The organism is Streptomyces sp. URMC 127 (assembly GCF_051386535.1).
In the GTDB taxonomy this organism is placed as follows: domain Bacteria; phylum Actinomycetota; class Actinomycetes; order Streptomycetales; family Streptomycetaceae; genus Streptomyces.
Genome location: NZ_JBPQTW010000102.1, coordinates 1 through 24,037, shown reverse-complemented (window position 1 = coordinate 24,037; position 24,037 = coordinate 1). Strand labels below are relative to the sequence as shown.

The 24,037-nt window shown below is 75.3% G+C and carries 21 protein-coding genes; 10 read left to right on the top strand and 11 right to left on the bottom strand.

Annotated elements, in window-relative coordinates:
• The 4 genes from ACSNOH_RS20445 to ACSNOH_RS20430 form a co-directional block, all read right to left on the bottom strand.
• Window positions 1–1,026: CaiB/BaiF CoA transferase family protein (locus tag ACSNOH_RS20445; protein ID WP_436722831.1), on the bottom strand; the 1,026-nt coding region annotated here is incomplete at its 3' end.
• 168 nt (window positions 1,027–1,194) lie between these two features.
• Complete coding sequence (locus ACSNOH_RS20440) at window positions 1,195–1,572, bottom strand: MmcQ/YjbR family DNA-binding protein (RefSeq protein WP_436722830.1); 378 nt, start codon at window positions 1,570–1,572, stop codon at window positions 1,195–1,197.
• Between the two features lie 183 nt (window positions 1,573–1,755).
• The gene (locus tag ACSNOH_RS20435) at window positions 1,756–2,691 is read right to left on the bottom strand and encodes a dihydrodipicolinate synthase family protein (protein WP_436722829.1); all 936 of its coding nucleotides are present in this window, start codon (window positions 2,689–2,691) and stop codon (window positions 1,756–1,758) included.
• 170 nt (window positions 2,692–2,861) lie between these two features.
• A complete protein-coding gene (locus ACSNOH_RS20430; protein ID WP_436722828.1) occupies window positions 2,862–3,575 on the bottom strand; it encodes an endonuclease V in 714 nt (237 codons plus the stop codon).
• A 37-nt stretch (window positions 3,576–3,612) separates the two neighbouring features.
• On the opposite strand from ACSNOH_RS20430, the gene ACSNOH_RS20425 reads away from it, so the two are divergent.
• The gene (locus ACSNOH_RS20425) at window positions 3,613–3,912 is read left to right on the top strand and encodes a YciI family protein (protein WP_436722827.1); all 300 of its coding nucleotides are present in this window, start codon (window positions 3,613–3,615) and stop codon (window positions 3,910–3,912) included.
• Window positions 3,913–3,918: 6 nt separating this feature from the next.
• On the opposite strand, the gene ACSNOH_RS20420 is transcribed toward ACSNOH_RS20425, so the two are convergent.
• Window positions 3,919–5,019, bottom strand: coding sequence for a WD40/YVTN/BNR-like repeat-containing protein (locus tag ACSNOH_RS20420; protein ID WP_436722826.1), 1,101 nt, complete (start codon window positions 5,017–5,019; stop codon window positions 3,919–3,921).
• A gap of 615 nt (window positions 5,020–5,634) precedes the next feature.
• On the opposite strand from ACSNOH_RS20420, the gene ACSNOH_RS20415 reads away from it, so the two are divergent.
• Complete coding sequence (locus ACSNOH_RS20415) at window positions 5,635–6,807, top strand: sensor histidine kinase (protein ID WP_436722825.1); 1,173 nt, start codon at window positions 5,635–5,637, stop codon at window positions 6,805–6,807.
• A gap of 288 nt (window positions 6,808–7,095) precedes the next feature.
• Entirely contained in the window at window positions 7,096–7,509 is a 414-nt protein-coding gene (locus ACSNOH_RS20410; RefSeq protein WP_436722824.1) for an SsgA family sporulation/cell division regulator, read from the top strand.
• A gap of 96 nt (window positions 7,510–7,605) precedes the next feature.
• On the opposite strand, the gene ACSNOH_RS20405 is transcribed toward ACSNOH_RS20410, so the two are convergent.
• The 3 genes from ACSNOH_RS20405 to ACSNOH_RS20395 form a co-directional block, all read right to left on the bottom strand.
• Window positions 7,606–9,024 (bottom strand): hypothetical protein, encoded by a 1,419-nt coding sequence (locus ACSNOH_RS20405; RefSeq protein WP_436722823.1) that lies wholly within the window; start codon window positions 9,022–9,024, stop codon window positions 7,606–7,608.
• Between the two features lie 49 nt (window positions 9,025–9,073).
• The gene (locus tag ACSNOH_RS20400) at window positions 9,074–9,565 is read right to left on the bottom strand and encodes an inorganic diphosphatase (RefSeq protein WP_436722822.1); all 492 of its coding nucleotides are present in this window, start codon (window positions 9,563–9,565) and stop codon (window positions 9,074–9,076) included.
• 438 nt (window positions 9,566–10,003) lie between these two features.
• Entirely contained in the window at window positions 10,004–10,921 is a 918-nt protein-coding gene (locus ACSNOH_RS20395; RefSeq protein ID WP_436722821.1) for a DMT family transporter, read from the bottom strand.
• 209 nt (window positions 10,922–11,130) lie between these two features.
• Here ACSNOH_RS20395 and ACSNOH_RS20390 point away from each other — a divergent pair, with 209 nt between their 5' ends.
• The 7 genes from ACSNOH_RS20390 (at window position 11,131) to ACSNOH_RS20360 (ending at window position 21,060) form a co-directional block, all read left to right on the top strand.
• The gene (locus tag ACSNOH_RS20390; RefSeq protein WP_436722820.1) at window positions 11,131–13,239 is read left to right on the top strand and encodes an MMPL family transporter; all 2,109 of its coding nucleotides are present in this window, start codon (window positions 11,131–11,133) and stop codon (window positions 13,237–13,239) included.
• Window positions 13,240–13,265: 26 nt separating this feature from the next.
• Window positions 13,266–14,549 (top strand): sensor histidine kinase, encoded by a 1,284-nt coding sequence (locus tag ACSNOH_RS20385; protein WP_436722819.1) that lies wholly within the window; start codon window positions 13,266–13,268, stop codon window positions 14,547–14,549.
• Between the two features lie 146 nt (window positions 14,550–14,695).
• Window positions 14,696–15,421, top strand: a complete 726-nt coding sequence (locus ACSNOH_RS20380) for a response regulator (protein ID WP_436722818.1) — start codon at window positions 14,696–14,698, stop codon at window positions 15,419–15,421.
• Window positions 15,422–15,730: 309 nt separating this feature from the next.
• Entirely contained in the window at window positions 15,731–16,510 is a 780-nt protein-coding gene (locus ACSNOH_RS20375; protein ID WP_436722817.1) for an AfsR/SARP family transcriptional regulator, read from the top strand.
• 200 nt (window positions 16,511–16,710) lie between these two features.
• Window positions 16,711–19,536 carry a polyketide synthase gene (locus ACSNOH_RS20370; protein WP_436722816.1) on the top strand — a complete coding sequence of 942 codons (2,826 nt, stop codon included), beginning with the start codon at window positions 16,711–16,713 and terminating at the stop codon, window positions 19,534–19,536.
• Window positions 19,533–20,696 (top strand): L-prolyl-[peptidyl-carrier protein] dehydrogenase, encoded by a 1,164-nt coding sequence (gene redW, locus ACSNOH_RS20365; RefSeq protein WP_436722815.1) that lies wholly within the window; start codon window positions 19,533–19,535, stop codon window positions 20,694–20,696. The genes ACSNOH_RS20370 and redW overlap by 4 nt, the downstream gene beginning before the upstream one ends.
• Before the next feature lie 40 nt (window positions 20,697–20,736).
• Window positions 20,737–21,060 carry a RedY protein gene (locus ACSNOH_RS20360; protein WP_436722814.1) on the top strand — a complete coding sequence of 108 codons (324 nt, stop codon included), beginning with the start codon at window positions 20,737–20,739 and terminating at the stop codon, window positions 21,058–21,060.
• Between the two features lie 28 nt (window positions 21,061–21,088).
• On the opposite strand, the gene ACSNOH_RS20355 is transcribed toward ACSNOH_RS20360, so the two are convergent.
• The 3 genes from ACSNOH_RS20355 to ACSNOH_RS20345 form a co-directional block, all read right to left on the bottom strand.
• On the bottom strand, window positions 21,089–21,751 hold the full coding sequence (locus tag ACSNOH_RS20355) for a LuxR C-terminal-related transcriptional regulator (protein WP_436722813.1): 663 nt from the start codon (window positions 21,749–21,751) through the stop codon (window positions 21,089–21,091).
• A gap of 329 nt (window positions 21,752–22,080) precedes the next feature.
• Entirely contained in the window at window positions 22,081–23,262 is a 1,182-nt protein-coding gene (locus ACSNOH_RS20350; RefSeq protein ID WP_436722812.1) for a RedV protein, read from the bottom strand.
• On the bottom strand, window positions 23,262–24,037 hold a 776-nt coding region (locus ACSNOH_RS20345; RefSeq protein ID WP_436722811.1), incomplete at its 5' end, for a 4'-phosphopantetheinyl transferase family protein. The genes ACSNOH_RS20345 and ACSNOH_RS20350, both read right to left, overlap by 1 nt.

The following is a 24,037-nucleotide window of genomic DNA, read 5'->3' as shown; positions in this document are numbered from 1 at the left end:
ATCCGCACCTCGCCGCGCGGGGGCGGGCTGGGTGAGGCCCTCGTGCTCGACGAAGGTGCCCCGCGCGGCGAGGTGCGGATGGGCGGGGGCCTCGCGCAGCGACAGGACGGGGGCGACGCAGGCGTCCGAGCCCTCGAAGACGGCCGTCCACTCGGCGCGCGTGCGCTCGCGGAAGCGGGCGGCGATGGCGGCGCGCAGCTCGCCCCAGCGCTCGGGGTCCTCGCGGGCGGGGGCGCTCTCCGGCAGGCCGAGGAGCTCCATGAACTGCACGTAGAAGCGCTGTTCCAGCGCGCCGACCGCCATGTGGCCGCCGTCGGCCGTCTCGTAGGTGCCGTAGAAGGGGGAGCCGCCGTCGAAGAAGTTGGCCTCGCGCCGGTCCTGCCAGGCGCCGGCCGCCAGCATGCCGTGGATGAGCGCGGTGAGGTGCGCGGTGCCGTCGACGATGGCGGCGTCGACGACCTGGCCGGCGCCGCCGGCACGGGCGTGGTGGAGGGCGGCGAGGACGCCGACGACGAGGTAGAGGGCGCCGCCGCCGAAGTCGCCGAGGAGGTTGGCGGGGAAGGCGGGCGGCCCGCCGGCCGGGCCGGAGAGGCCGAGGGCGCCGGTGACGGCGATGTACGCGATGTCGTGGCCGGCGGTGTCGGCGAGCGGGCCGTGCTGGCCCCAGCCGGTCATCCGCCCGTAGACGAGGCGGGGGTTGCGGGCGAGGCACGCGTCGGGGCCGACGCCGAGCCGCTCGGCGACGCCGGGCCGGTATCCCTCGATGAGCACGTCGGCCCGGGCGGCGAGGCCGAGGACGGCGCGGCGGCCGTCGGCGGTCTTGAGGTCGGCCGTCACCGAGCGCTTGTTGCGGTTGGTGACGTCGCGGGACGGGGCGATGTGCAGGCCGGGGCCGCCGGGCCGGTCGACGCGGACGACGTCCGCCCCGAGGTCGGCCAGCAGCATGGCGGCGAACGGGCCCGGCCCGATGCCCGCGAGCTCGACCACGCGCACTCCGTCGAGCGGCCCGCCGGCCGTTCCGGTCATCCGGACCCCCTGTGCGTTTGTGAACCGACCCTTGTGCACAGCTTTTGTGATGTGGCCCTTGCAGCACGGCCTCTGTGACACAACTGCTGTAACACTCGCGATGCTAAGAACCGGTTCCCGTTTTCACAAGACCTCGCCATGGTGGCCTCCGGTGCCGCGGACCCGCCGTCAGCGGGCGTCGAGCTCCGCGACGAGCCGCTTCGGGGCGATGGTGCGGTAGCTCTCCTCCACCCAGTCGCACAGCACGTCGGCCGGGGCGCTCTCCCCCGTGAGCGGGATGGACACCCAGCCGTGCCGGCCGAGGCCGTAGCCCGTGGGCGCAGCGCCGGGCACGGCCAGGGCGTGGCCGTGCGTCTCCTCGTCCTTGAGCTTGACCGAGATGCCGGGCGACTCGGTGTTCCCCTCGGCACCGAGGAAGACGAAGATCTTTTTGTTGACCTTGACGACGGCGTCCTCCTCCCAGGGAAACTCCTCGGCGGTGCCGGGCAGCGACAGCGCGAACTCCCTGACCTTCGCACGGACCTGGAGCGGAACGGACAGGGTCATGGGGTGCCTCCGGAGTGTGTGCGCGGCGCGTTGCCGCGTTGTTTCGCTGCCGCGCTCGTCGTTCGTCACGTGCGTCGTTCGCCGCTTGCTTCGTTTGTGACGTGCGTCGTTTGTGACGTGCGTCGTTCTTGCTCGTACACGCTAGCCCGGGGGTCTGACAACGCCCGGGAACACCGCCCCGGGTCACAGCAGCCCGGCCTCCGCCAGGTGGTGCCGCACGGCCTCCACGGCCGTGCCGGACAGGGGGCGCTGCGGCGCGGCGGTCGCCGGGCAGTCGATGACGCCGAGCAGGTGCAGGGCGGCCTTGAAGCCGCCCAGGGCCGACGCGGTCGGCCCGGTTTCCGCCGGGTCGCCCGTCATGGCCAGCCCGAACAGGGCCGCGAGCCGGTCCTGTTCGGCGGCGGCCTCCGCCCAGCGGCCGGCGCGGGCGTGCTCGTACAGCCGTACGTAGCCGGCCGGGTCCACGTTGCCGAGGCCGGGGACGATGCCGTGCGCGCCCGCCAGCAGGGCGGCGTCGGCCGCCGGTTCGGATCCGGTGAGGACGGCGAAGGTGCGCTCCAGGCCGCGCCGGCGCAGCTCGACGAGGAACCGGCGCAGCGCGCCGAGGTCCCCGCTGCTGTCCTTGAGCCCGGCGGCGGTCCCTTCGCCGGCCAGGTCGAGGAGGGTCCCGGCGTCCAGCTTGCTGTGGACGGCCTGCGGGATGTCGTAGGCGACGAGCGGCAGCCCGGCGCCCTCGCGGATGCGGCGGAAGTGGTCGCGGACCTCCACCGGGTGGGCGGCCACGTAGAAGGGCGCGGTGGCGACGAGCGCGTCCGCGCCCAGCGCGGCGGCCGCGCGGGCGTGGTCCAGGACGCGGGCGGTGGTCATGTCGATGACCCCGGCGAGCACGGGCACCCGCCCGGCGACGGCGTCGACGGCGGCCCGCAGCGCGGTGCGGCGTTGCGCGTCGCTCAGGCAGGCGCTCTCCCCGCTGGACCCGAGCACGAACACGCCGTGCGCACCGGCCGCGAGCACGTGCTCCACGAGGGACGCCAGCGAACGGGTGTCCACCTCGCCCGACGGGGTGAGCGGTGTGCAGAGCGGCGGGACGACCCCGGACAGCGGAACGGGCAGACCCATGGCGACCGCCTTTCCGGCGCGGTACGGGCCGCGCCGAGCCTTCGGAAGGGGCGAGGCCAGTATGTCGGCGCCGTGCCGTGCGGTGGGGCCGCTCGGCGCCGGGGCGGGGCCGCCGCCCGCCCGTCAGGGCGTCAGCCCGCCGGTCCCGTCAGCTCGTCCGTCCCGTCAGCTCAGCCCGTCACCAGTCCCTTCAGCGCCCGGCGGCACAGGGCGTCCGCCGCCCGCGTCGTCTCCGGGAGGCGGTAGGCGGGCGCCAGGGCGAGCGTGTGCGCGACGGCGTTGCCGAGGCTCGTGCGGTGGCCGACCGAGACGAAGACCGGTTTGACGCCGGGCCGGGTGCGCACGGCGCGGCCCACCTCCTCGTCGCCGTCGAGGAGGGGCGAGGTGTCGCCGCGGAGCGGGCCGGGGGCGTCGTGGCGGAAGGTGAACGGGTTCTTGGCGACGCCGATCGTGGGCAGGCCCGTGACGACGCCGAGGTGGCTGGCGAGGCCGAAGCGGCGGGGGTGGGCGAGTCCGTAGCCGTCGCAGACGACCAGGTCCGGCGTGGTGCGGAGGCGCTCCAGGGCGGCGAGCACGGTGGGGACCTCGCGGAAGGCGAGCAGCCCCGGCACGTACGGGAAGGCGACCCGGCCGGTCGCGGTCGCCTCCTCGACGACGCGCAGCGTGGCCGTGTCCAGGGCGACCGCAGCGGCCACGACGACGTCCCGCTCGTCGTCGTAGGCGACGTCGACGCCGACGGCCACGAGGGGCTCGCCGGACGGCGGGCCCGGCTCGCCGAGGACGACACGGCCGCGCAACTCGTCCTGGACGGCGGCCGCTTCCGCCTCCGTCGTGGGCCAGCCGGGCGGTACGGCGACGGGTTCTGTCTGTTCTGCAGCGCTCATTGTGCGGCCACCGTACCCGGCCCGTAGGCTGGCGATCATGTTCGTACTGGAGCTGACCTACATCGCGCCGATCGAGCGCATCGACGCCGCCCTGCCCGAGCACGTCGCCTGGCTGGACGCGCACTACGCGTCGGGGGTCTTCATCGCCTCCGGGCGCAAGGTGCCGCGCGACGGCGGGATCATCCTCGCCCTCGGGGACGACCGGAAGAAGATCGAGGAGATCACGAAGAGCGACCCGTTCAGCGTGGCGGGGGTGTGCGAGTACACGATCACCGAGTTCGTCGCCACGAAGACCGCCCCCGCCCTTGAGCCCTACCGGCAGGAACTGCCCTCCTGACCCCGCCTACCTCCCCGAACGGGTGGTGAGCCGGGCGAGCCGCCCCTTCTCCCCCGCGGCCCAGCAGCCGCCGTCCGGCGCGCAGTCGACGGTGTCGTACGAGCCGGTGTCGAAGCCGTGCCAGGTGCGGCCGCCGTCGGTGGTGACGTCGCTGCCCGTGGGCCCGACGGCGAGGGCGGTGGTGCGGCTGCGGGGCAGCCAGGCGACGCCGGAGCGGTAGGCGCCGGGCGGGCTGCCGGCCGGCGTCCAGCTCGCGCCGCCGTCCGCGCTGACGGCCGCGGCCCGCTCGGAGGGCCGGCCCGCGCGGTAGTCGCCGCCGACGGCCAGGCCGTGCGCCCGGTCGCGGAAGGCCAGGCCGAAGACTCCGCGGGCGGGGTCGCCGGCCGGTACGGGCGTGCCGGTGGCGCGCCAGGTGCGGCCGCGGTCGGCGGAGTGCAGGACGCGGGAGGACGCGGCGCCGCCGGTGGCGATCCACGCGTCGCGCCCGCCGCTGCGGCCGCCCGCGGTCACCACGCACTGGCCGCTCGCCGCGAACGCCGCCTCGCCGGGCAGCGCGGCCGGCATGCCGGCGGCGGGCAGGACGCGCCAGCTGCGGCCGCCGTCACCGGTCGCGAGGATACGGAACCTGCCGTCGACGGGGTCGCCGAGCGCGATGCCGTGGCGCGCGTCGAAGAAGGCCAGGCAGTCGTAGAACGCCTTGGGGTCGGTGTTGCGGAACGTCTCCGTCCAGGTGGTGCCGCCGTCGTCCGTGCGGAAGACCCGGGAGGCCTCGCCCTCGCCGATCGCCAGGACGACGGCGCGCCGCGCGTCGAACGCCTCCACGTCGCGGAACTCCAGGGCGGCGGCGCCGGGCGGCGATACGTTGCGCCAGGTGCGGCCGGCGTTGCGGGTGAGCAGCACGGTGCCCTTCGTGCCCGCGGCCCAGGCCGTGGAGCGGCTCACGGCCGCGAGCCCCCGGAACCGGGCGTCGCTGCCTCCGTCCCGGCTCTCCCAGGCGAGGGCCTTGCCGGCGGCTTGAGCGGGGGCGGCCGCGGTGCCCGCGAACGCGAGGGCGGTGCCGCAGAGGGCGGCGGCGATGGTGCGTAAGGCAGTCAGCTTCCATCTCATGACGGCGCAAGCTAGCACTTGCGGGGTGGCACCGACTCCGCCGCGGCGGCGGCGACCGGCAGCCGCACCGGCCCCGGCCGGGGCAGGCACGGCACCGCCGGACAGGTCCGGGGGGCTGATCGCCGTAGCGCGGCGGATTCCTGCCGACCACGGCGCGCATTTTCACCCGCCGCGACGGCGACCAGCCACCGCGGCGGAGAGCGGCGGTGCCGCATCCGGCTCAGGCGCGCACCGCACCGCCGGGCACGTCCCCTGGGCCTGATCACCGTCGCGGCGGAAAACTCCGGCCGGCCGCCGGGCCCGTGCAGGCCGGCGCCTACGGTGTGGGACTTCACCAGGTACGGCCGCACCAACCGGGCCCTGGGGACCGCCCCGGCCTTTCCACCCGCCGCGACGGCGATCAGCCACCGCGGCCCAGACCGGCGGTGCCGCATCCGGCTCAGGCGCGCACCGCACCGCCGGGTACGTCCCCTGGGACTGATCACCGTCGCGGCGGAAGACTCCGGCCGGCCGCCGGCTCCGTCCTGGGTCGTCCAACATTCATCCTTTCGGCCGGGGCCGGAATGGCTGGACGGGTGATCCGGCGGTCCCCCGCCCGCGCCTAGCGTGGAGCGCATGACGCCCACATCCGTGCTGTTCGCCCCCGCCGGGAACGACCCCGGGGCCCGGCGCCGGCGGGTATGGCTGGTGGCCGGGCTGTGCGGGTTGTGGCTGCTGGAGGGCCGGCTGCTGGCGCGGGAGGACGGCTACCACCACGCCCACCTCGTCGTGTGGGCCGCCGGCCTGCTCGCCGCCCTGTGCGTGCTGCCCTGGGCGCCGCTCGCCCTCCGGGCCGCCGCGGCCGTGGGCGTTTCCTGGTCCGCGACCGGCTATCTGATGGCGGCCGGCCTGCACCTGCCCGTCTGGGGGCTGACCGAAAGCGCCGCCCTGCTCGTCCTGCTCGTCCTCGTGGCGTGGCGGGCGCCCGTGCGGGCCGCCGTCCCGGCGGGCATCGCCCTGGCCGCCGGGGTCCTGGTCGCCCCGGTGCGCGACACGGGCGTGCCGGGCGCGGCCGTCGTCGTCTACGCCCTCGTCGTCGCGGGCGTGGCCTCGGCCGGCCTGTGCCTGCGCTACCGGGACGCCGAGCGCGCCCGGGCGGTGGCCGCCGCGCGCGAGGCGGAGCGCCTGGAGCTCGCGGGCGAGCTGCACGACTTCGTCTCCCACCACGTCGCCGCGATGACCCTGCTGGCCAAGGCGACCCGCACGGTCGCCGAGGACGCGCGGGTGGCCGCCTCCCTCAAGGACATCCAGGCGGCCGGCGACGAGGCGCTGACCACGGCCCGGCGGCTGCTGCGCGTCCTGCAGCAGGACGCGCCCCACCGCTCGCCCCTGCCGGGGCTGGACGGCGTGCGCGAGCTGGTCGACGACTTCCGCCGGGCGGGGCGGGGCCCGGTCCGGGTGGACCTGCACGTCGACCCCGGCTTCGGCACCGGGCTGCCCCCGGAGCTGACCGGCTCCGTGCACCGGATCGTCGCCGAGGGTCTGGCCAACGTGGCGAAGCACAGCCCGGACGCGTCGGCCGTGCGCGTGACGCTGCGCGAGGCGGAGCGGCGCCTGTTCGTCTCGGTGCGCGACGACGGCGCCGCGGGGCAGTCGTCGCAGCGCCCGCCGGAGGACACCGGCGGGCTGGGCCTGGTCGGGCTGACGGAGCACGCGGACGCGATCGGCGGGTCGCTGACGGCGGGCCCGGTCGCGGGAGGCGGCTGGGAGGTGCTGGCGGTGCTCCCGGTACAGCGGGTGCACCGGTGAGCTGAGCGCTCCAAGGGCAGGGATTTGATGGCTGATACGGCAGTTGTCTTTTCCAATCCAAGGGGAGTGACGCAGCTCACGCTCGAATCATGTGCACTGCAGCGATCGAACCGCCGTCTCTCCTGACGGCGTCTCTCCGGTGGGCGGGTCCTTCGGGGCCGGCCCGCCGGAGAGCACCACGACCGCACCACGACCGCACCACCACCGCACGGACCCGCACCACCGCTAGGAACCGCACGGAACCGCACGTCACCGCACCACGCCACAGCGATCGCGAGGGAGCACGCGTTGTCCACTGTCATCGACCAGGCTGTCCAGGCACGGCTCATTGTGTCGGCCCCGCAGGACCGTGCCGTCCCCGCGCAACTGCGCTACGAACCCTCCGATCCCTTCGCCGTGCACATCGCCTTCCCGGCGGCGGCCTCGCTCGACGGCGCCGACGTGGAGTGGGTCTTCGCCCGCGAGACGCTCGCCTGCGGCCTGATCGCGCCGACCGGGGGCGGCGACGTCCACGTGTGGCCGTGCGGGCCGGACCGCACGGTGCTGGAGTTCCACGCCGTGGAAGGCGTGGCCATGGTGCAGATCGACACCTGCGAGCTGCGGCGCTTCCTCGCCCGCTCCTACGCGCTGGTGCCCGCCGGCAGCGAGGGCGGGCACCTGGACGTGGAAGGCGACCTGGCGGCGCTGCTGCGGGACGCCTGACGCCGGCGGAGGGGCGTCAGGGACGTACGCGTCGGATGCGTCGGACCGGAAGAACTACCAGGAGAACCAGGAGAAGGTGAGCGCCGAGGGGACCGGTCAGGGCACGTACGCCCTCCAGCCGGTCCCCGGGAGCTCGTGGGGATGCCAGGTGCGGGCGTACGGCGGGAGGTAGGCGTCGGCCGGGTCGTAGAGGACGGCCATGGGCATGCGGCGTGCCCTGCGGGCCAGCTCGTCCTCCGTCGTGGAGCGGTTGTTGCCCATGGTCTGGGCGGAGGCGCAGCCCGCGGCGTACGCGACGGGCTGCGCCCGCGGTCCCGTGACCGTACAGGGGGCGGACAGGCCGAGGCGCCGCAGGCCCTCGGCGGCGCGCTGGTAGCGGACGGTGGTGTCCCGGGCGTCGGCGGTGTTGACCCGCAGCTCCTTGAGCTGCACGCCCAGGTGGGCGGCGAGGACCGCGCACAGCGCTGCGCCCACCGCCCACCGCCGCGGGCCGGCGCGGAAGGCGGCCGGTGCGCGGGCCGCGAGGTCCGCCACGGGCAGGGCGAGCAGGGCGTAGGCGGGGAGCAGGAAGCGGGGCGCGGAGTAGTCCAGCAGGAGCAGGTACGGGGCCGCGAGGGACAGCGCGCAGGCGACGGGGAGCAGGACGGCCGCCCGCGATTCCCTCCGCGCGGCGAGGGCGCAGGCCGCCGCAGCCAGGAGAGGGAGCAGCAGCCACCACAGCGAGTGCGTGACGGACGGGTTCGCGATGTGGCAAGGGCGGCACAGCTGGGGGCCGTTGAGGCTGCGGCGGGCGGCGGCCAGGCCCGCCCCGAGGTGCGCGCCCATGCCGCCCTCGGTCTCGCCCGCGTCGGCGAGCCGCCGGGCGATGCCGCCGAAGCGGACGTACGCCTCCACGGCCCATTGCGCGCCGCCCGCCGCGAGTCCGCCGGCGACTGCCGCGGCGATGCGGGGGCGGCGCCAGGCGCGTACGACCGCGCAGGTCACGAACAGCGGCAGAGCGAGCCAGACGGCGTCCGGGGCGCGCAGGAGGGCAGCGGCGGCGAGGGTGGCGGCGAGACCGGTGAGGGTACGGGGGCCGGCGTCGTCACGGGCGCGCAGGAAGAAGCCGGTCGCGGCGACGGCGGCGAGGGCGATCCAGAGGTTCGGCATCACCTCGGGCCCGCTGAGGACGGTGATCCACAGCCCGGCGAACAGGGCCGCCGCGAGCGCCGTGCGGCCGGCGCCGAGCAGTGGCCGCCACACCGCGAACGCCCCGTACAGCGCGGCCGACGACAGCAGCGCCAGCGTCACGCGCAGGACCGTGGTGGACGGAGTGAGCGCCACGACCGGCGCCACGAGGAAGGTGATGCCGCGCGAACGGGGGGCGCTGAAATACGCCGCCGGGGTGCGCGGGTCGACCTGGGAGAGGTAGACGCTCTCGTCCCAGCCGAGGTTCATGTGCGCGACGGCGTAGCACAGTTGCAGCACGGCGTAGGCGGCGGCGACGGCCGCGAGGAGCGGGACGGGGCGGCGCATGCCCCTCTTCTACCGCATTCGGCTCTTCTACCGCATTCGGCGCTTCCCGTTACGGCCGGGCCGCGGACGCCCGCTCGTATGACGCGGCGATCTCCGCCTCCGCGGCGGCGCGGTCGGCCCAGCGGGCGCCGTCGCCGACGGACTTGCCGGGCTCCAGCTCCTTGTACACCTCGAAGAAGTGCTGGATCTCCAGCCGGTCGAACTGCGGCACGTGGCGCAGGTCCCTGACGTGCTCGTGGCGGGGGTCGCCCGCGGGCACGCACAGCACCTTGTCGTCCTCGCCCTGCTCGTCGCGCATCCGGAACATCCCGATCGCCCGGCAGCGGATGACGACGCCCGGGAACGTGGGCTCACCGGCGAGGACGAGGGCGTCCAGGGGTTCGCCGTCCGCGCCGAGGGTGCGCTCGATGTAGCCGTAGTCGGCGGGGTAGCGGGTCGAGGTGAACAGCAGCCGGTCCAGCCGGATGCGCCCGCGGCGGTGGTCCATCTCGTACTTGTTGCGGCTGCCTTGGGGGATCTCCACGACGACGTCGAACTCCACGGGGCACCTCCGCTGGGGGTCGGCCGGGCGACGGGCCCATCGTGTCGCGCTTCGGCCGCGGGGGCCATACCGCCGACGCGGGGCGCGCTGCGCGGGGCGGGGCACGTACGACGACGGCTCGTCCGGCACCGCCGGATTGCGCCGTACCAACTGATCGCCGTTGCGGCGGATAAGACTTGGCGGGCGCCCAGCCCCTTCTTCCGCCGCGGCGGTGCCAGGCCGACCCCTGCCGGCAGACACCCCGCCCGGCACCGCCGGAACGCGCCGTACCAACTGATCACCGTCGCGGCGGAAGGAACTGCCGCCTCCCCGAACGGCATTGCGGTCTGCCCCCGCGAGCCTCTCCTGCCGCGGAGGCGGCTCCCGGCCCCGGGCCCCACTTCCGCCGCGCGGCAACGGTTGTCACTGCCCCGGCAGAAGAGCCCGCCGCGGCGGCGTTCAACCACCGCGGCGGATTCCGGCGGTGCCCGCGCAGCAGGCGCCCGTGCGGGCACCGGGCACGGCTTCCGCCGGCATCGTGGGCCCCCGGTCGGGGGCGACGCGGGTCAGGGTCACCACGCCCGCCGTGGCCACCGCGCCCGCGAGGGCCGCCAGGACGCCGCCGGGGACCCCGTGGCGGAAGGTTTCTCCCAGCACCGCCGTTCCGGCGGCCGCGGCGACCACCGGGTTCACGATCGTGAGCGTGGCGAGCGGGGCGGCCAGGCCGGCGCCGCGGTAGGAGGCCTGGGACAGGAGCATGCCCGCCGAGGCGAGGACGGCGGTGGCGAGCAGCGTCGGGAGGAGGGAGCCCGTGCGGTGCGAGGTCCAGTCCTGGGCGGCGGCCTTGGTGAGGACGGAGGCCATGCCGAACACGGCGCCGGCGGCCGCGGCCAGCACCACCCCGCGCACGACGGCCCGCCGCGCCCGGCGCGCGCCGAGGGCCAGGGCCGCGGCTCCGGCCAGCGCCGCGGCCGCGAGGAGGGGCCGCTCCCCCGCGCCGAGGGTCTCGCCGCGCGGCGGCCCGGTGAGGGCGAGGAGCCCGGCGAGGCCGGCGGTCGCCAGGAGGGCACCGCGCCATCCGGCCGTGCCGACGGGTCTGCGGGCCCGGACCGCGGCCATGGGCAGCGCGAAGACGATCGCGAGCGCCCCGAGCGGCTGGACGAGGCTCAGCGGCCCGTACGCGAGCGCCGCGACGTGCAGTGCGGCGCCGAGCCCGGTCAGGGCGACCGCGCCCCACCAGGCGGGCCGCCGCAGCGGTCCGCGGAGCCCGGGCGCGCCCGCGGGCCCGGCGGCGACCCGCTCCTGCACGACGGCCGCGCCCGCGTAGGCCATGGCCGACACCAGGCAGAGCAGGGCCGGCAGCAGGAGCGCATCCATGCTTCCACCTTGCCGCGCGAGCACCGCGTCCGTCGTCGTCCCGGCGGACGGCCCCGGCGCCCGGCGGTTACTCCCGCGGGAGTAGCAACCACCCCGTTGCACCCGGCGGATTAGCTTCCGCTTCGGTCTGCGGGCCGACGCACCGGGCGCTTCGCGCCGGAACCCTGGAAGGGTCAGCGAACCGGCAGCTTCGAGGAGGCGGCGAGCACATGGCCCCGGCGGCGGACACGCAAGCGAAGGAGGGCCGGTCGCGACCGGCCCGCGAAGGCAAGGCGAGGAGGCGCGCCCTCCCGTGGGCGGTGATCGCCTTCTGGATCGTCGTCCTGGCGGTCACGGCGCCCTTCGCCGAAAAGCTCAGCGGCGCCGCGCGGGACCGCCCCGTGGACTACCTGCCGGCCAGCGCCGAGTCCACCCGGGTCGAGCACCTGCTGCAGAAGCTGCCGGGCGGCAACACCTCCGACGCGCTGCTGGTGTACCACCGCGACGGCGGGCTGCGGCCGGACGACACCAAGGCGGTACAGGAGCACCTCAAGAAGATCGCGGGCCGCTACGAGGTGCGCGGCGGCGACAAGCCGCCCACCGTCGTCTCCAAGGACGGCGCGACGTCGATGACGGCGCTGTCGGTGAGCGGCCTGGAGGACGCCGCCGCGCAGGGCAAGGCGGTCGACGGCATCCGGGACATCGTCAAGGAGGACAAGCCGGGCGGCCTGAAGGCCGAGGTCGGCGGGCAGGTCGCCCTGATGTCCGATCAGAACGAGGTCTTCCAGTCCATCGACGGCGTCCTGCTGCTGGGCACCGCGGGCGTCGTGGCGGTGCTGCTCATCCTCATCTACCGCAGCCCGTTCCTGTGGCTGGTGCCGCTGGCGGTGGTCGGCGTGGCGGCCTCGGCCGCGATGGCCGGCGTCTACGGGCTGATCAAGGCGTTCGACCTGACGGTGACGACGATGAGCACGTCGGTGATGACGGTGCTCATCTTCGGCGCGGGCACGGACTACGCCCTGCTGCTGGTGGCCCGCTACCGCGAGGAGCTGCGCCGCACCGAGCAGCCCTACGACGCGATGAGGTCCGCGATCCGCGGCTGCGGCCCGGCCGTTCTCGCCTCGTCCGGCACGGTCGTGGCCGGCCTGATGTGCCTGATGGCGGCGGACCTCAACAGCAGCAGCGGCCTCGGCCCGGTCGGCGCGGTGGGCGTCTTCTGCGCGCTGACGGCCATGATGACGCTGCTGCCCGCGGTGCTGGTCCTGCTGGGCCGCCGCGTGTTCTGGCCGATCGTGCCGGTGTACGGGACCGAGGCCGCGCACCACCGGTCGCTGTTCGCGGCGATGGGCAGCTCGGCGTCCCGCCGCCCGGCCCTGGTGCTGCTGTGCGGCGTCGCGGCGCTGGTCGCCCTGTCGGTCGGCGCCGTGAAGCTGCCGGGCACGCTCAAGCAGGAGGACGCGTTCCTGGACAAGCCCGACTCGGTGGCGGCGATGCGCACGGTCGCCAAGGCGTTCCCCGACGCCAGCAGCCTGCCGATCACGGTGGTGACGCGTACCGCGCAGGCCGGCGAGGTGGAGAAGGCCGTGAAGGCCACGAAGGGCGTCGCCACGGTGCAGCCGGGCCGCAGCGGCGAAGAGCGCACCGAACTGCAGGTGTTCTCCGTGGCGAAGCCGGAGTCGGCCGGCGAGAAGAAGACCATCGGCGCGCTGCGCGACGCGGTGCACGACGTCAAGGGCGCGCAGGCGATCGTGGGCGGGCCGACGGCCCAGCAGATGGACCTCGACACCACCAACGCCGACGACCGGCGCAAGGTGATCCCGCTGGTGCTCGTCGCGGTGATGCTCGTGCTGGTCGCCCTGCTGCGCAGCCTGGTGGCGGCGGCGGTGCTCGTGCTCGCCGTGATCGCCTCGTGGGGCGCGGCGATGGGGCTCAGCGGCCTGGTGTTCGGCCCGGCGCTGGGCTACAAGGGCCTGGACCCGAGTCTGCCGCTGCTGACGTTCGTCTTCCTCATCGCGCTCGGCGTGGACTACGGCATCTTCCTGATGCACCGGGCGCGCGAGGAGCGGCTGCGGGGAGCGGGGTCGCAGGAGGCGGCGCTCACCGCGCTGCGCACGACGGGCGGGGTCATCACCTCGGCGGGCGTCGTGCTGGCGGCCACCTTCGCCGTGCTGGCGACGCTGCCGCTGGTGGCGCTGGTCGAGATGGGCTTCATCATCGCGGTCGGCGTGCTGCTGGACACCTTCCTGGTCCGTACCTATCTGGTCACCTCCGCAAGCCTGTTGCTCAAGAGGTGGATGTGGTGGCCCGGGAAGCTCTCGCGGGGTTCCATGGAAGCGTGATGCCGTCCCGGGACCCGGTTGCCCCCTTGATCGCACGACTGCTGCTGCCGCGGCACGCGATCGGCCGGCGCAGCGCCCTGCTGCAGGACTTCGGCATAGCGCTGACGGTGCTCGCCGTGCAGAGCGTGCTGCTGGTGGTCACCTCGCGGCGGTCGCTGGAGCTGCCGGGCTGGGCCCTCCTCACCGGCGCCGCGCTGTCGCTGACCGCGCGGCGCCGTGCGCCGTGGCTCACGGTGCTCGCGGTGGCCTGCATGAACGGCCCGTTCTACCTGCTGGGTTATCCCCGGGCGGCGGTGCTGCCGGCGGGCCTGGTGGCCCTGTGCACGCTCGCCGTGGTGGGTCCGCCGCGGCGCAGTTTCCTCACCCTGGCCGGCATCTACGGCGTGGCGACGGCCGTGATGCTGGCCCTGGGCAAGGGCCACGAGATCCTGCCGACGCTGGTGAGCGCGGGCTGGATCGCCGACGTCGTCCTGATCGGCGAGGCGGTGCGCCTTCACCGCAACTACGTCGGGGCGATCGTGGAGCGTGCGGAGCGTGCCGAGCGCACGCGCGAGCGGGAAGCGGCGCGCAGGGTCGCGGAGGAGCGCGTGCACATCGCGCGCGACCTCCACGATCTGCTGGCCCACAGCATCACCCTGATCGGCGTGCAGACGGCGGTCGCGGCCCACGTCCTGGTCGCCGATCCCGAGCGGCTGGACCGCACGGCGCTCGCCAAGGCGCTGGACGGCATCGCCGACACCTGCCGGGACGCCCGTGCGGAGCTGCGCGCGACGCTGGAGGTGCTCCGCGGGAACGATTCAGCGGCGTACGGTCCGCTGCCGGGGCTCGACGGGCTGCCCGATCTCGCGCGGGCCGCGGAGGCGGCGGGCGCGCGCGTGAGCCTGAAGGTGCACCTGGGGCCCGGGGTGAACGCCGGGCCGGGCAGCGCCGCACAGGACGGTGCGACGGCAACTCCCGTCCTGGCCCCGGCGGTCGGGGCCGCCGCGTACCGTATCGTCCAGGAGGCGCTCACCAACGCGGTCCGCCACGGCGGGCCCGCGGTCCGCGTCTGGGTGACGGTGGCGCGCGGCGAGGGCGACGGCTCCCTGCGGGTCACCGTGCTCGACGACGGCGGCGCGGAGGCGCCGGTGCGGTCCGCCGTGCCGGGGAACGAGCCGAACGGCACCGGCGGTTACGGCATCGTCGGCATGCGCGAGCGCGCCCGCAGCGTCGGCGGCGGGCTGCAGGCGGGGCCGCGGCCGGGCGGCGCCGGCTTCGCGGTCACCGCCGTCCTGCCGGCCGCTCCCGTGGACGGGGCCGCCCTCCCATGAGCCCCCGCGTACCGGTCGAGCGCACGCATCCGTGACCGACCCGCCGTCCCGCCCCGCGGGCAGGCGGATCCCCACCCCTAAGGAAGGCCGATGACAGCAGCACCGAGCCCGGCGGCACCGTGCTCCCCCGCGGGGAGGGTCCGCCGATGAGCGCGCAGCAGCCGATCCGGGTCCTGCTCGCCGACGACCAGCGGCTCGTCCGCTCCGCCTTCGCCATGCTGGTGGACACCGCCCCGGACATGGAGGTCGTGGGCGAGGCCGGCACGGGCCGCCAGGCCGTCGAGCTGGCCCGCAGCGCCCGCGCCGACCTGGTGGTGATGGACATCCGGATGCCGGACCTGGACGGCATCGAGGCCACCCAGCGCATCGCCGCCGACGAGGACATGGCAGGCGTGAAAGTGCTCGTCCTGACGACGTACGACACCGACGAGTACGTCATCGACGCGCTGCGGGCGGGCGCCTCGGGCTTCCTCGTGAAGGACACCCGGCCGGCGGCGCTGCTGGAGGCGATCAGAACCATCGCCGCCGGGGAGGCGCTGCTCTCGCCCGGCCCGACCTCGCGGCTGATCGCGCGGGTGCTGCGGGCGCCGCGGGCGGACATCCCGGCGGGCTTCGTCACGGGCGGCCTCGCGGTCCTGACGGTGCGCGAGCGCCAGGTGCTGACCCTGGTGGCCCGCGGCCTCAACAACGCCGAGGTGGGCGACGTGCTGGGGCTCAGCCCGCTGACCGCCAAGACCCACGTCAGCCGCATCATGGGCAAGCTGTGCGCCCGCGACCGGGTGCAGCTGGTGATCGCCGCGTACGAGGCGGGGCTGGTCACGCCCGGCTCGGCGCCGGGCGGGAACTCGGGGAACGGCGTGCGCCCTTCCTGAGGTTCCGCTGAAGAAATCGGACACTTCGCCTACGCCGTGCTGCCGACCGGGGCACTCCGGCCCCGTCCTCCGGGCGTTGACGCCGCGTTGAGCCGGGCGGGCGCGCGCCTCAATGAACGTACAGGGGCGGCCGCCCGGCTCCGCCATCCGTTGAGGGCGGAAAGGGGCCGGGGGATGGATGACGCCAGTTGTTCCGCGTTGCGAGGATTGGGCGCCGAAAGGGGGAAAAGCCGGTACCGGCTTCTGTTCTGATCTCCGGCGGAAACCGCTGTGTGGGGGAATTTCGTGCAAATTGAAATACTCGGTCCGGTGCGCGTCAGCGCTGCGGAGAGGAGCAGTGACATCCGGGCCGGCAAGGTCCGGTCCATGCTCGCGACCCTCGCCCTCCGGGCGGGGCGGGCGGTGTCGCACATGGAGCTCGTCGACGAGCTGTGGTGCGGTTCGCCCCTCGGAAATCCCCGGAACGCCCTGCAGGCGCAGGCGACCAGGGTGCGCAAAGTACTGGAAGCACACACGCCGGTGGACCGCACGAGCGTCCTGCGGGCCGTCCCGAACGGCTATCTGCTGGACGTGCCGGCGGAGTGCGTCGACGCCAACAGATTCCTCGATCTCGCCTCCCGCGGCGGAGCCGCGCTGACCACCGACCCCGAGCAGGCGGCGAGGCTACTGGAGACCGGTCTGCGGCTGTGGCGCGGCCCGGCACTGTTCGACGCCGGGGAAGGGCTGCGGTGCGCGAGCGCCGCGACGCTCTTCGAAGAGCGCAGGCTGACCGCCTGGGAGGACCTGGCCGGTGCCCGCCTGGTGCTCGGCCGCAACGCCCAGGCGATCGCCGAACTGCAGCAGCTCGTCGCGCAGTATCCGCTGCACGAGCGGTTCTGCGAGCTGCTGATGCTGGCGCTGTACCGGTCGGGGCGGCAGAGCGAGGCGCTGGAGCGCTTCCGTCTCACCCGCAAGCGGCTGGACGAGCAGCTGGGCATCCGGCCCGGCGCCGGGCTGCAGCGCCGGCACGCCGAGATCCTGGCGCAGGATCCCGGGCTGGCGCAGCCGGGGGCGCTGGCGCCCGTCCGGCGGGTCGCCACGGGCGTGTGAGCCCCGCATCCGGGCTTGCGCCGCCTCTTCGCCGGCCCTGACCGTGCGGTCCCGCCGGTGCGGCGAGGGCAACGCGCGCCGCACCGGCGGGAACCACGAGGCGCGGTTCGCACGGGCCGCGCGGTCCTTACCACTACCTCCGCCTTCCTTTGCCCGGCGCCGCTTCCGGCCGGGCCGCGACCACCTGGAGTCGTTCCGACATGCACTCCGAGCTCGGCGCGCGCGGTGCCCCCGGCACCGCGTACGCACCACAGGACGAACCCGTCGCGATCGTCGGCATCGCGGCGCTCTACCCGGGCGTGCGGGGAGCCGACGCCTACTGGAGGCACCTGACCGAACCCCCGCCGCCGCCCGGGGCCGCGCCCCCGTCGCTCGCGGACATCGAGGTCGACGTCGCGCGGTTCGGCATCCCGCCCGCCCAGGCGGGCGCGCTGACGCGGATGCAGCTGCTGATGCTGGAGGCGGCCCGGGAGTGCCTGGAGGACGCCAAGGCCGGCGAGCGGATGCCGCAGGCCGAGCGGACCGACGTGGTGGCCGGGGTGTGCGCGGGCCTCGACCGGCAGTACGCCAACGCCCTGCGTATCGAGGGCAGCCGGTACGCCCGCGAGCTGGAACGCGCCCTGACCGCGCCGGAGTTCGGCGGCTCGGCGCGCACGGCCGCGCAGGCCGCCGACGAGCTGCGCACCGCGCTCGCGCGCCGCCTCGGGGCATCGCCGCACGACCGGGTCGGGGAGATGGCCAGCACCATCCCGGCCCGCATCGCGGGGGCCTTCAAGCTGCGGGGCCGCACCCTGGCCCTGGAGTCGGCCGACGCGACGTCGTTCCTCGCGCTGGCCCACGCCCTGGACAGCCTGCGCGGCGGCCTCTCGGAGGCCGTGCTGGTGGTGACCGGTCAGCGCGAGGAGGGCCCGTACCTGCGGGCCGCCCTCGCGGCGAAGGGGCTCGTCGCCGGCACGACCCGGCCGTTCGCCGCGGACGGCGCCGGCTTCGCGCTCGGCGAGGGCGTGGGGGCGCTGCTGCTCAAACGGCTGTCGTCCGCCGTCCGCGACGGGGACCGCGTCTACGCGACCCTGCGCGGCTGCGCGGTGCGCCACGAGGGCCGGCCGGGCGTGTTCCGCTACTCCACGTCCGTCGAGCGGCGCGCGGAGACGGCCCGTGCGGCGCTGGAGGCGTGCGGCGCGGCGCCGGAGTCGGTCGGCTACGTGGAGTGCGGCGGCTACGGCGTGGCGTCCGAGACGCGCGCCGAACTCGCCGCGCTGGAGGCCGTGTACGCGCAGGGCCGCCCCGGATCCGTCGTGGTGGGCAGCGTGCGCGACCGGCTCGGGCACACCTTCGCCAACGCGGGCCTGGCGAGCGTCACCAAGGCGGCGCTGGCCCTGTACCACCGGCGCCTGCCGGGCGGGCTCCGGGCGGCGCCCGGGCCCGGCCCTGCGTTCCGCACACCGCCGGATCCCGTGCGGTGGCACCAGGAGGCGGGCGCCGGGCCGCGCCGGGCCGCGGTCAGCGGGGCGTCGCTGACCGGCACGCTCTGCCACCTCGTTCTGGAGGAGCACGACCCGGAGGAGCACGGCCCGGACGGCGCGGGGCCCGCCGCGGAGCGTCCGCGTACCGCCCGCGCATCCGTCGCCCCGGAGCCCGTCGCGATCGTGGGCTACGGAGGCCGCTTCGGCGACGCGCCCGACGCCGACGCGTTCTGGGCCGCGATGCTCGCCGGTGAGGACCGCATCGGGCCGCTGCCGGAGTCCCTCTTCGACCGCGAGCTCTACCACGAGCCCGGCAAGCTGAGCCTCACCCGCAGCTACACCGACCAGGGTTCGCCCCTGGAGGTGCCGGCGGCGCCGCCGGACGGGCTGCGCGTCCCGCCGCGCCGCTGGGCGGTCATGGACGCCGCGCAGCGCACGGCCCTGTCCGTGGCCGGTGAGCTCCTCGCCCGCCGGGGGCCCGCGGCCGCCGCGCTGCGCGGGCCGGGCCTGGTCGCGATGGGCACCAACCTGAGCCTGTCGCGGGAGCGGCGGGCAGCCGCCGGCCTGTCCCTGGGCGAGGTGGAGTCGGCCGTCGGCAGCCTCGCCGCGCTCGGCCGGCTGGACGCGACCGAGACGGCGACCCTGCTCGACCTAGTCCGCGAGCCGTACGCGGCGGGCCCGGCCCCGCGCGCGCCGGAGGACTTCGACGGCGCCCTGGCGAGCGGCGCCGCGGCCGTCATCGCGGGCGAGTACGGCCTGGACGCCGTGCCGCTGGGGATCGAGGCGGCGTGCGCGTCGTCGCTCGCCGCGCTGGACGTGGCGGTGGGGCGGCTGCGCTCCGGCAGTGTGGACTACGCGCTGGCGGGCGGCGTCGAACTGCCCTGCAACGCCCGCGACATGGTGCTGTGCTCGGCGCTGGGGCTGCTCTCGCACGGGCGGATCACGCCCTTCGCCGCCGCGGCCGACGGCTTCACGCCGGGCGACGGCTGCGCGCTGTTCCTCCTCAAGCGCTACGCGGACGCCCTGCGCGACGGGGACACGGTCCACGGCCTGCTGCGCGGTATCGGCGCGTCGAACGACGCCAAGTCACTGATCGCCCCGGACGCGGACGGCCAGGTGCGGGCGATGCGCCAGGCGTTCGGGCAGGCGGGCTTCGACCCGGCCGACGTGGGCTACCTGGAGGCGCACGGCACGGGCACCCGCGTGGGCGACCGCGTCGAGATCGCCGCGGTCGCACGGGTGTACGCGAGCCCGCACCGGCGGCGGCCGCTGGAGATCGGCTCCGCCAAGTCGTTCTTCGGCCACACCTTCGCGGCGGCGGGCGGCGCGGGGCTGCTGCGCGCGCTGCACGCCCTGCGGACCGGCGTGGTGCCGGCCAACGCGGGCCTCACCACCGTCAACCCCGAGCTGGAGCTGCACCGCGTGCCCGCGCGCGTCTCCACGGCGGCGCGCCCGTGGGTGTCCGCCCCCGGGCGGCCGCGGCGCGCGGGCGTCAGCTCCTTCGGCACCGGCGGCATCAACTATCACGTGCTGATCGAGGAACACCTGGACGGGCCACGATGAACTTCGACTTCGACACCGAGACCGCGGAGATGCGCGACATGGTCGTGCGCTTCGCCCGGCGCGACCTCGGCGACGGCACGGCGGCGCACGACCCGGAGGACTTCCGGCGCCGCTGGCGGCTCGCGGGCAACCAGGGCCTCACCGGCGCGAGCGTGCCCGCCGCGTACGGCGGCAGCGGGCTCGGCGCCGTCACGACCGCGGCGCTGATGGAGGCCCTCGGGTACGGGTGCGCCGACCTGGGCTTCGCGTTCTCCGTCGCCGCGCACCTCTTCGCGGCCGTCATGCCCATCACCGAGTTCGGCACCGAGGAGCAGAAGCGGCGCCGGCTGCCGGCGCTGGCCTCGGGCGAGGCGATCGCCGCGCACGCCATCACCGAGCCCGAGGCGGGCTCGGACGCCCTGAACCTGCGGACGACGGCCATCCGCAAGGGCGACGCGTACGTGCTGAACGGCAGCAAGTGCTTCACCACCAACGCCCCCGTGGCGGACGTGTTCGTGCTGCAGGCGGCGACGTCCCCCGGTGGCGGCTTCTTCGGCCTGACGACCTTCGTCGTGGACGCGGACACGCCCGGCCTGACCGTGGGGCCGCGCTACGACAAGACCGGCCTGCGGGGCTCGCCGATGGCGGACGTCCACCTCGCGGACTGCGTGGTGCCGGCCGCGGACGTGCTCGGCGAGGAGGGCTCCGGCGCGGGCATCTTCTCCTCGTCGATGAAGTGGGAGCGCACGTGCCTGTTCGCCACGTACGTGGGGGCGATGCAGCGCGTGCTGGACTCCACGAAGGAATACGCGCGCGAGCGCGAGCAGTTCGGCACGGCCATCGGCGGCTTCCAGGCCGTCAGCCACCGCATCGTGGACATGACGGTGCGGCTGGAGTCGGCCAGGCTGATGCTCTACAAGGCCGCCTGCGGGCTGGACGCGGGCAGCGACGACGAGGTCGCGCCGGCGCTGGCGAAACTCGCGGTGAGCGAGGCGGCCGTGCAGCTCGGGCTGGACGCCGTGCAGCTGCGCGGCGCGCTGGGGATCCTCGGCGGCGAGGCGGAGACGTTTCTGCGGGACGCCCTGCCCTCCCGCATCTTCTCCGGCACCAACGAGATCCAGAAGAACAATGCCGCCCGGGCACTGGGCCTCGGCGGCCGGCGCTCACGAAAGCGCCGGTGACGGTGAACGGCATGGCAATACAGAGGGGACGCACAGTATCGTGGATCTGATTGTGCACCGAATTCGGCTCCGCCCCGGCATCACTCCCGCACGTTTTGAAACATGGGTTCGGGAGACCGACTACGCGACCTGCCCGGAACTCCCGAGCGTGCTGTCATTCAGCGTGCAGCGGGTTTCCGGCGACCCCTGCGCACCGGTGCACTTCTTCGAAGTCATCGGGGTGCGCAGCCGGGCCGAGTTCGAACGGGACAGCACGGGTCCCGCCTTCGCCCGGCTGGTGAAGGATTTCGAAGAAATGGCCGAAGTGGTGGACGAACTCGCCGGTGCGCGCGTGGAGCCCGGATACCGTGCCGGGGTGGGCTGAGAGGGTCCCCGCGGTGGCGCCGGAGGGGTCAGGGGCGGCGGTCCGCCTGCCGCTCCATGGCGTCGATCAGGCCCGTCTCGTAGGCGATGGCGACCGCCCGGGCGCGGGTTCCGGCGTCCAGCTTCCGCAGGACGTGGTGGACGTGGGAGCGGACCGTGGTGTTGGAGATGGAGAGCTTCTCGGCGATCTCCGCGTTGGACCGGCCCTGCGCGAGCAGCAGCATCACCTCGGCCTCGCGCGGGGTCAGGGCGCCGGCCGGCGGCGGGGCGGGGACGGGGGGCTGCTCGGTGCGTATCTGGTCGAGCGCCTTGCGGGCGGTCAGCGGCGCGACGATGGCGTCGACCTCGATGACCGTCTTGATCATGCGGATGAGCTCCTCCGGCGGGTCCTCCAGGGAGAGCACGGCGCGCACGCCGATGCGCAGCGCCTCGAAGGCCCTCGGCGTCGCGTCGGGCCGGGCGAGGAGGACGACCTTGGCCATGCGGGAGAGTTCGGCGAGTTCGTGGGTGTCGTCGATGCTGAGCGCCGGGGCCACGACGACAATGGCGTCCGGCGCCATCTCCTCGGCGGCCGCCACCGTGCTGCGCACGGACGTTTTCGTATGTGCTTCCAGGCCGTGCTGGCCCAGCAGTGCCTGCATACCTGCGCCCAGAATGAGCTTGTCGCAGCACAGCAGTATGCGCATACTCATCGCGCCTGCTTCCAGTAAAAGAACGGTTCCGAACGGAGTCGCTTCGGGGAGCAGGCGCTATTGTGGCCGCCGGGGTAGAGGGGGTGAAGACCACCCGAGTCCCCCCGCCGGCGGTGCGATGGCTGATTGACGTCATCTCCGTGGCCACGGCTTCCCCCTGAACGTCTCATCCGACTGTACGCCAGCGGCAACTGACGGCCGGGCGTCCCGCCAGGTTTTGGCGGGAATCTGTCACGGTAAAGACGGCGGCAAGGAGCAGTATCCCCGGCCCCGCGGCGTACGCGGCCGGGGCCTGGCCGGAATGTTCCGCTGCTTTTCCCGCCGCCGGTTCAGACCGTGCGGTGGTCCGCGGCGCCGGGGCTCCTCGGCGCCGGCGGGAAGGCCGTTCGGGGCCGGCCCACGCGGCTGATGAAGAACAGCCTGCCGGAAAGGCCCAGTTGCGCCTGGAGCATCCGGCGCGGGGCGTCGTGCTGCACGAGGACGCTGAGCGGGTGCAGAGCGAGACCGGCGGAGGCCGCGTGCAGCCAGTAGTCGGCGATGCGGGCGCCGCCGCGGAAGGCGTCGGCGAGCCCGGGAGAGTCGTCCGCGAAGTGCATCAGGACGAGGGCGGGCGTGCGCCGGACCTCGGCGGCCAGTCCGCCGGCGAGCGAGCGGTCGTAGCCGAACCGGCACAGGACCTTCATCACCGGCGGGGCGAGCGCGATCCGCTTGGCCAGCCGCTGCCGGGCCGACATCGGTCCGAAAAGCTGCGCCACGGGGAAGCCGTCGCCGTGCGCGCGGACCGCGGCCGGGGTCCACCGGATGTAGGAGTGGGTTTCCCGCCAGGCGGCCGGGTGGCTGAAATCGATGCCTCCGTGGCGGGCCAGCAACTCGGCGAACACACCGCGCTCATGAATGCTCGTCAGGTGCCGGACCGCGATCGCGGGGCCGCCCGCCGGCGTGCGGCGCGCGAGGGCGCCGAGCAGCTCCGGGGCGAGCGGCCCGTCGTCGTACGGGCCGCGGTTGGTGCGCCGGGCGCGGGCCGCTGCGTCCAGGGCGGTCAGGCTCTCGGCCGCCTCGCCGGTGCGGCGCAGCGCGGCCGTCCACAGCAGCGACCAGTCGCGGGGCCACGGGCCGCCGGGCAGACGGGAGTCCCCGCCCGCGCCCCCCGCCTCGTGCGGGCGCTCCCGGACGAGCGCCCAGCCCTGCGCCGCGAGGGCCCGGCAGAGCATGCGCCAGTACGCGGCGCAGCTCAGCCGCATCTCCAGGGTGTGAGCGGGCAGGGCCGTGAGGCTGCGCCGGCGGTCGGCGGCGAGCGCCAGGTAGACGGTCGCGCCGTCGTCGGGGCAGCCGAGCAGGTCGGCGGCGGCGCGGCGGGCCGGCCGGCTCTCCAGGCGGGCGAGCGCCCAGGGCTGGCAGTTGTGCGAGGAGGGGCTGAGGGCGGCGATCCCGGTGGCGCGGCGCAGCACCTCGGGGAAGGACTCGCCGAGCCCGGGGCTCGGCGGGGCGGCGGGTATCAGGGGTCCGTTCATCACGTCCATACCAGGGCGAGGAAGTATCCGTCGATCCGCCGGGCCCAGCCGTGCAGGGGGCCGTCGCCCGCGGAAGCGGTGTGGCGCAGCAGGCCCGGGCCGGGCCGCCACGTGAAGCCGTGGTCGTGGTGCCAGGTGCGCAGGGCGACCTCGCGGGGGTCGACGCGCAGCCCGAAGCCGTAGTGCTTGAGCACGGCCTCCTTGCAGGCCCAGCGCAGCGGCAGGGGCATGGTGGCCAGGCGGCGGCGGTCGGGGTCGGCGTGCGCCGCGGCCGCGCGGTCGTCGTCGGTCAGCAGTTCGGTGAGCAGGGGCGGCATGCGCCGCTCGCGCTCCAGGTCGACGCCGACGGGGCGCGGCCCGCACACGGCGACGGCGAAGTCCCCGGAGTGCGTGAGGCCCACGTCGACGGGGGCGTTGACGACGGGCTTGCCCGCCCGCAGCCCGTGCGCGACGGCACCGACGCGGATGTCGCGCGTCCTGGTCGCTCCGCAGGCCCGGCCAGCGTGCCGCCTGCCGTGGGCGAGGACGCCGTGCTTGACGGCGAGGCGGCCGGCGAGCCACTCGTAGCGCCGCGCGGGCAGGCGCAGGCCCGCGGCGTGCGCGGCCTCGTCGTCGGTCAGGTGCCGGGCCTCCAGTGCGGCCCGGACGGCGTCGCCCCGGGCGCGCAGCCAGGCGATGGAGACGACGGCCGCGGTGAGCCGGCCGTCGAGCCGCGCGAGGTGCAGCGGGCGGGCGGGATCGAGGGCGAGGGCCTCTCCGGCGAGCCGGCCGGGGC

Bases quoted from the DNA above. Each gene is read 5' to 3' on its own strand.
- ACSNOH_RS20440 (WP_436722830.1), bottom strand. From the start codon at position 1,572: ATGACCCTGTCCGTTCCGCTCCAGGTCCGTGCGAAGGTCAGGGAGTTC.
- ACSNOH_RS20435 (WP_436722829.1), bottom strand. From the start codon at position 2,691: ATGGGTCTGCCCGTTCCGCTGTCCGGGGTCGTCCCGCCGCTCTGCACA.
- ACSNOH_RS20430 (WP_436722828.1), bottom strand. From the start codon at position 3,575: ATGAGCGCTGCAGAACAGACAGAACCCGTCGCCGTACCGCCCGGCTGG.
- ACSNOH_RS20425 (WP_436722827.1), top strand. From the start codon at position 3,613: ATGTTCGTACTGGAGCTGACCTACATCGCGCCGATCGAGCGCATCGAC.
- ACSNOH_RS20420 (WP_436722826.1), bottom strand. From the start codon at position 5,019: ATGAGATGGAAGCTGACTGCCTTACGCACCATCGCCGCCGCCCTCTGC.
- ACSNOH_RS20415 (WP_436722825.1), top strand. From the start codon at position 5,635: ATGACGCCCACATCCGTGCTGTTCGCCCCCGCCGGGAACGACCCCGGG.
- ACSNOH_RS20405 (WP_436722823.1), bottom strand. From the start codon at position 9,024: ATGCGCCGCCCCGTCCCGCTCCTCGCGGCCGTCGCCGCCGCCTACGCC.
- ACSNOH_RS20395 (WP_436722821.1), bottom strand. From the start codon at position 10,921: ATGGATGCGCTCCTGCTGCCGGCCCTGCTCTGCCTGGTGTCGGCCATG.
- ACSNOH_RS20390 (WP_436722820.1), top strand. From the start codon at position 11,131: ATGGCCCCGGCGGCGGACACGCAAGCGAAGGAGGGCCGGTCGCGACCG.
- ACSNOH_RS20380 (WP_436722818.1), top strand. From the start codon at position 14,696: ATGAGCGCGCAGCAGCCGATCCGGGTCCTGCTCGCCGACGACCAGCGG.
- ACSNOH_RS20370 (WP_436722816.1), top strand. From the start codon at position 16,711: ATGCACTCCGAGCTCGGCGCGCGCGGTGCCCCCGGCACCGCGTACGCA.
- redW (WP_436722815.1), top strand. From the start codon at position 19,533: ATGAACTTCGACTTCGACACCGAGACCGCGGAGATGCGCGACATGGTC.
- ACSNOH_RS20355 (WP_436722813.1), bottom strand. From the start codon at position 21,751: ATGAGTATGCGCATACTGCTGTGCTGCGACAAGCTCATTCTGGGCGCA.
- ACSNOH_RS20350 (WP_436722812.1), bottom strand. From the start codon at position 23,262: ATGAACGGACCCCTGATACCCGCCGCCCCGCCGAGCCCCGGGCTCGGC.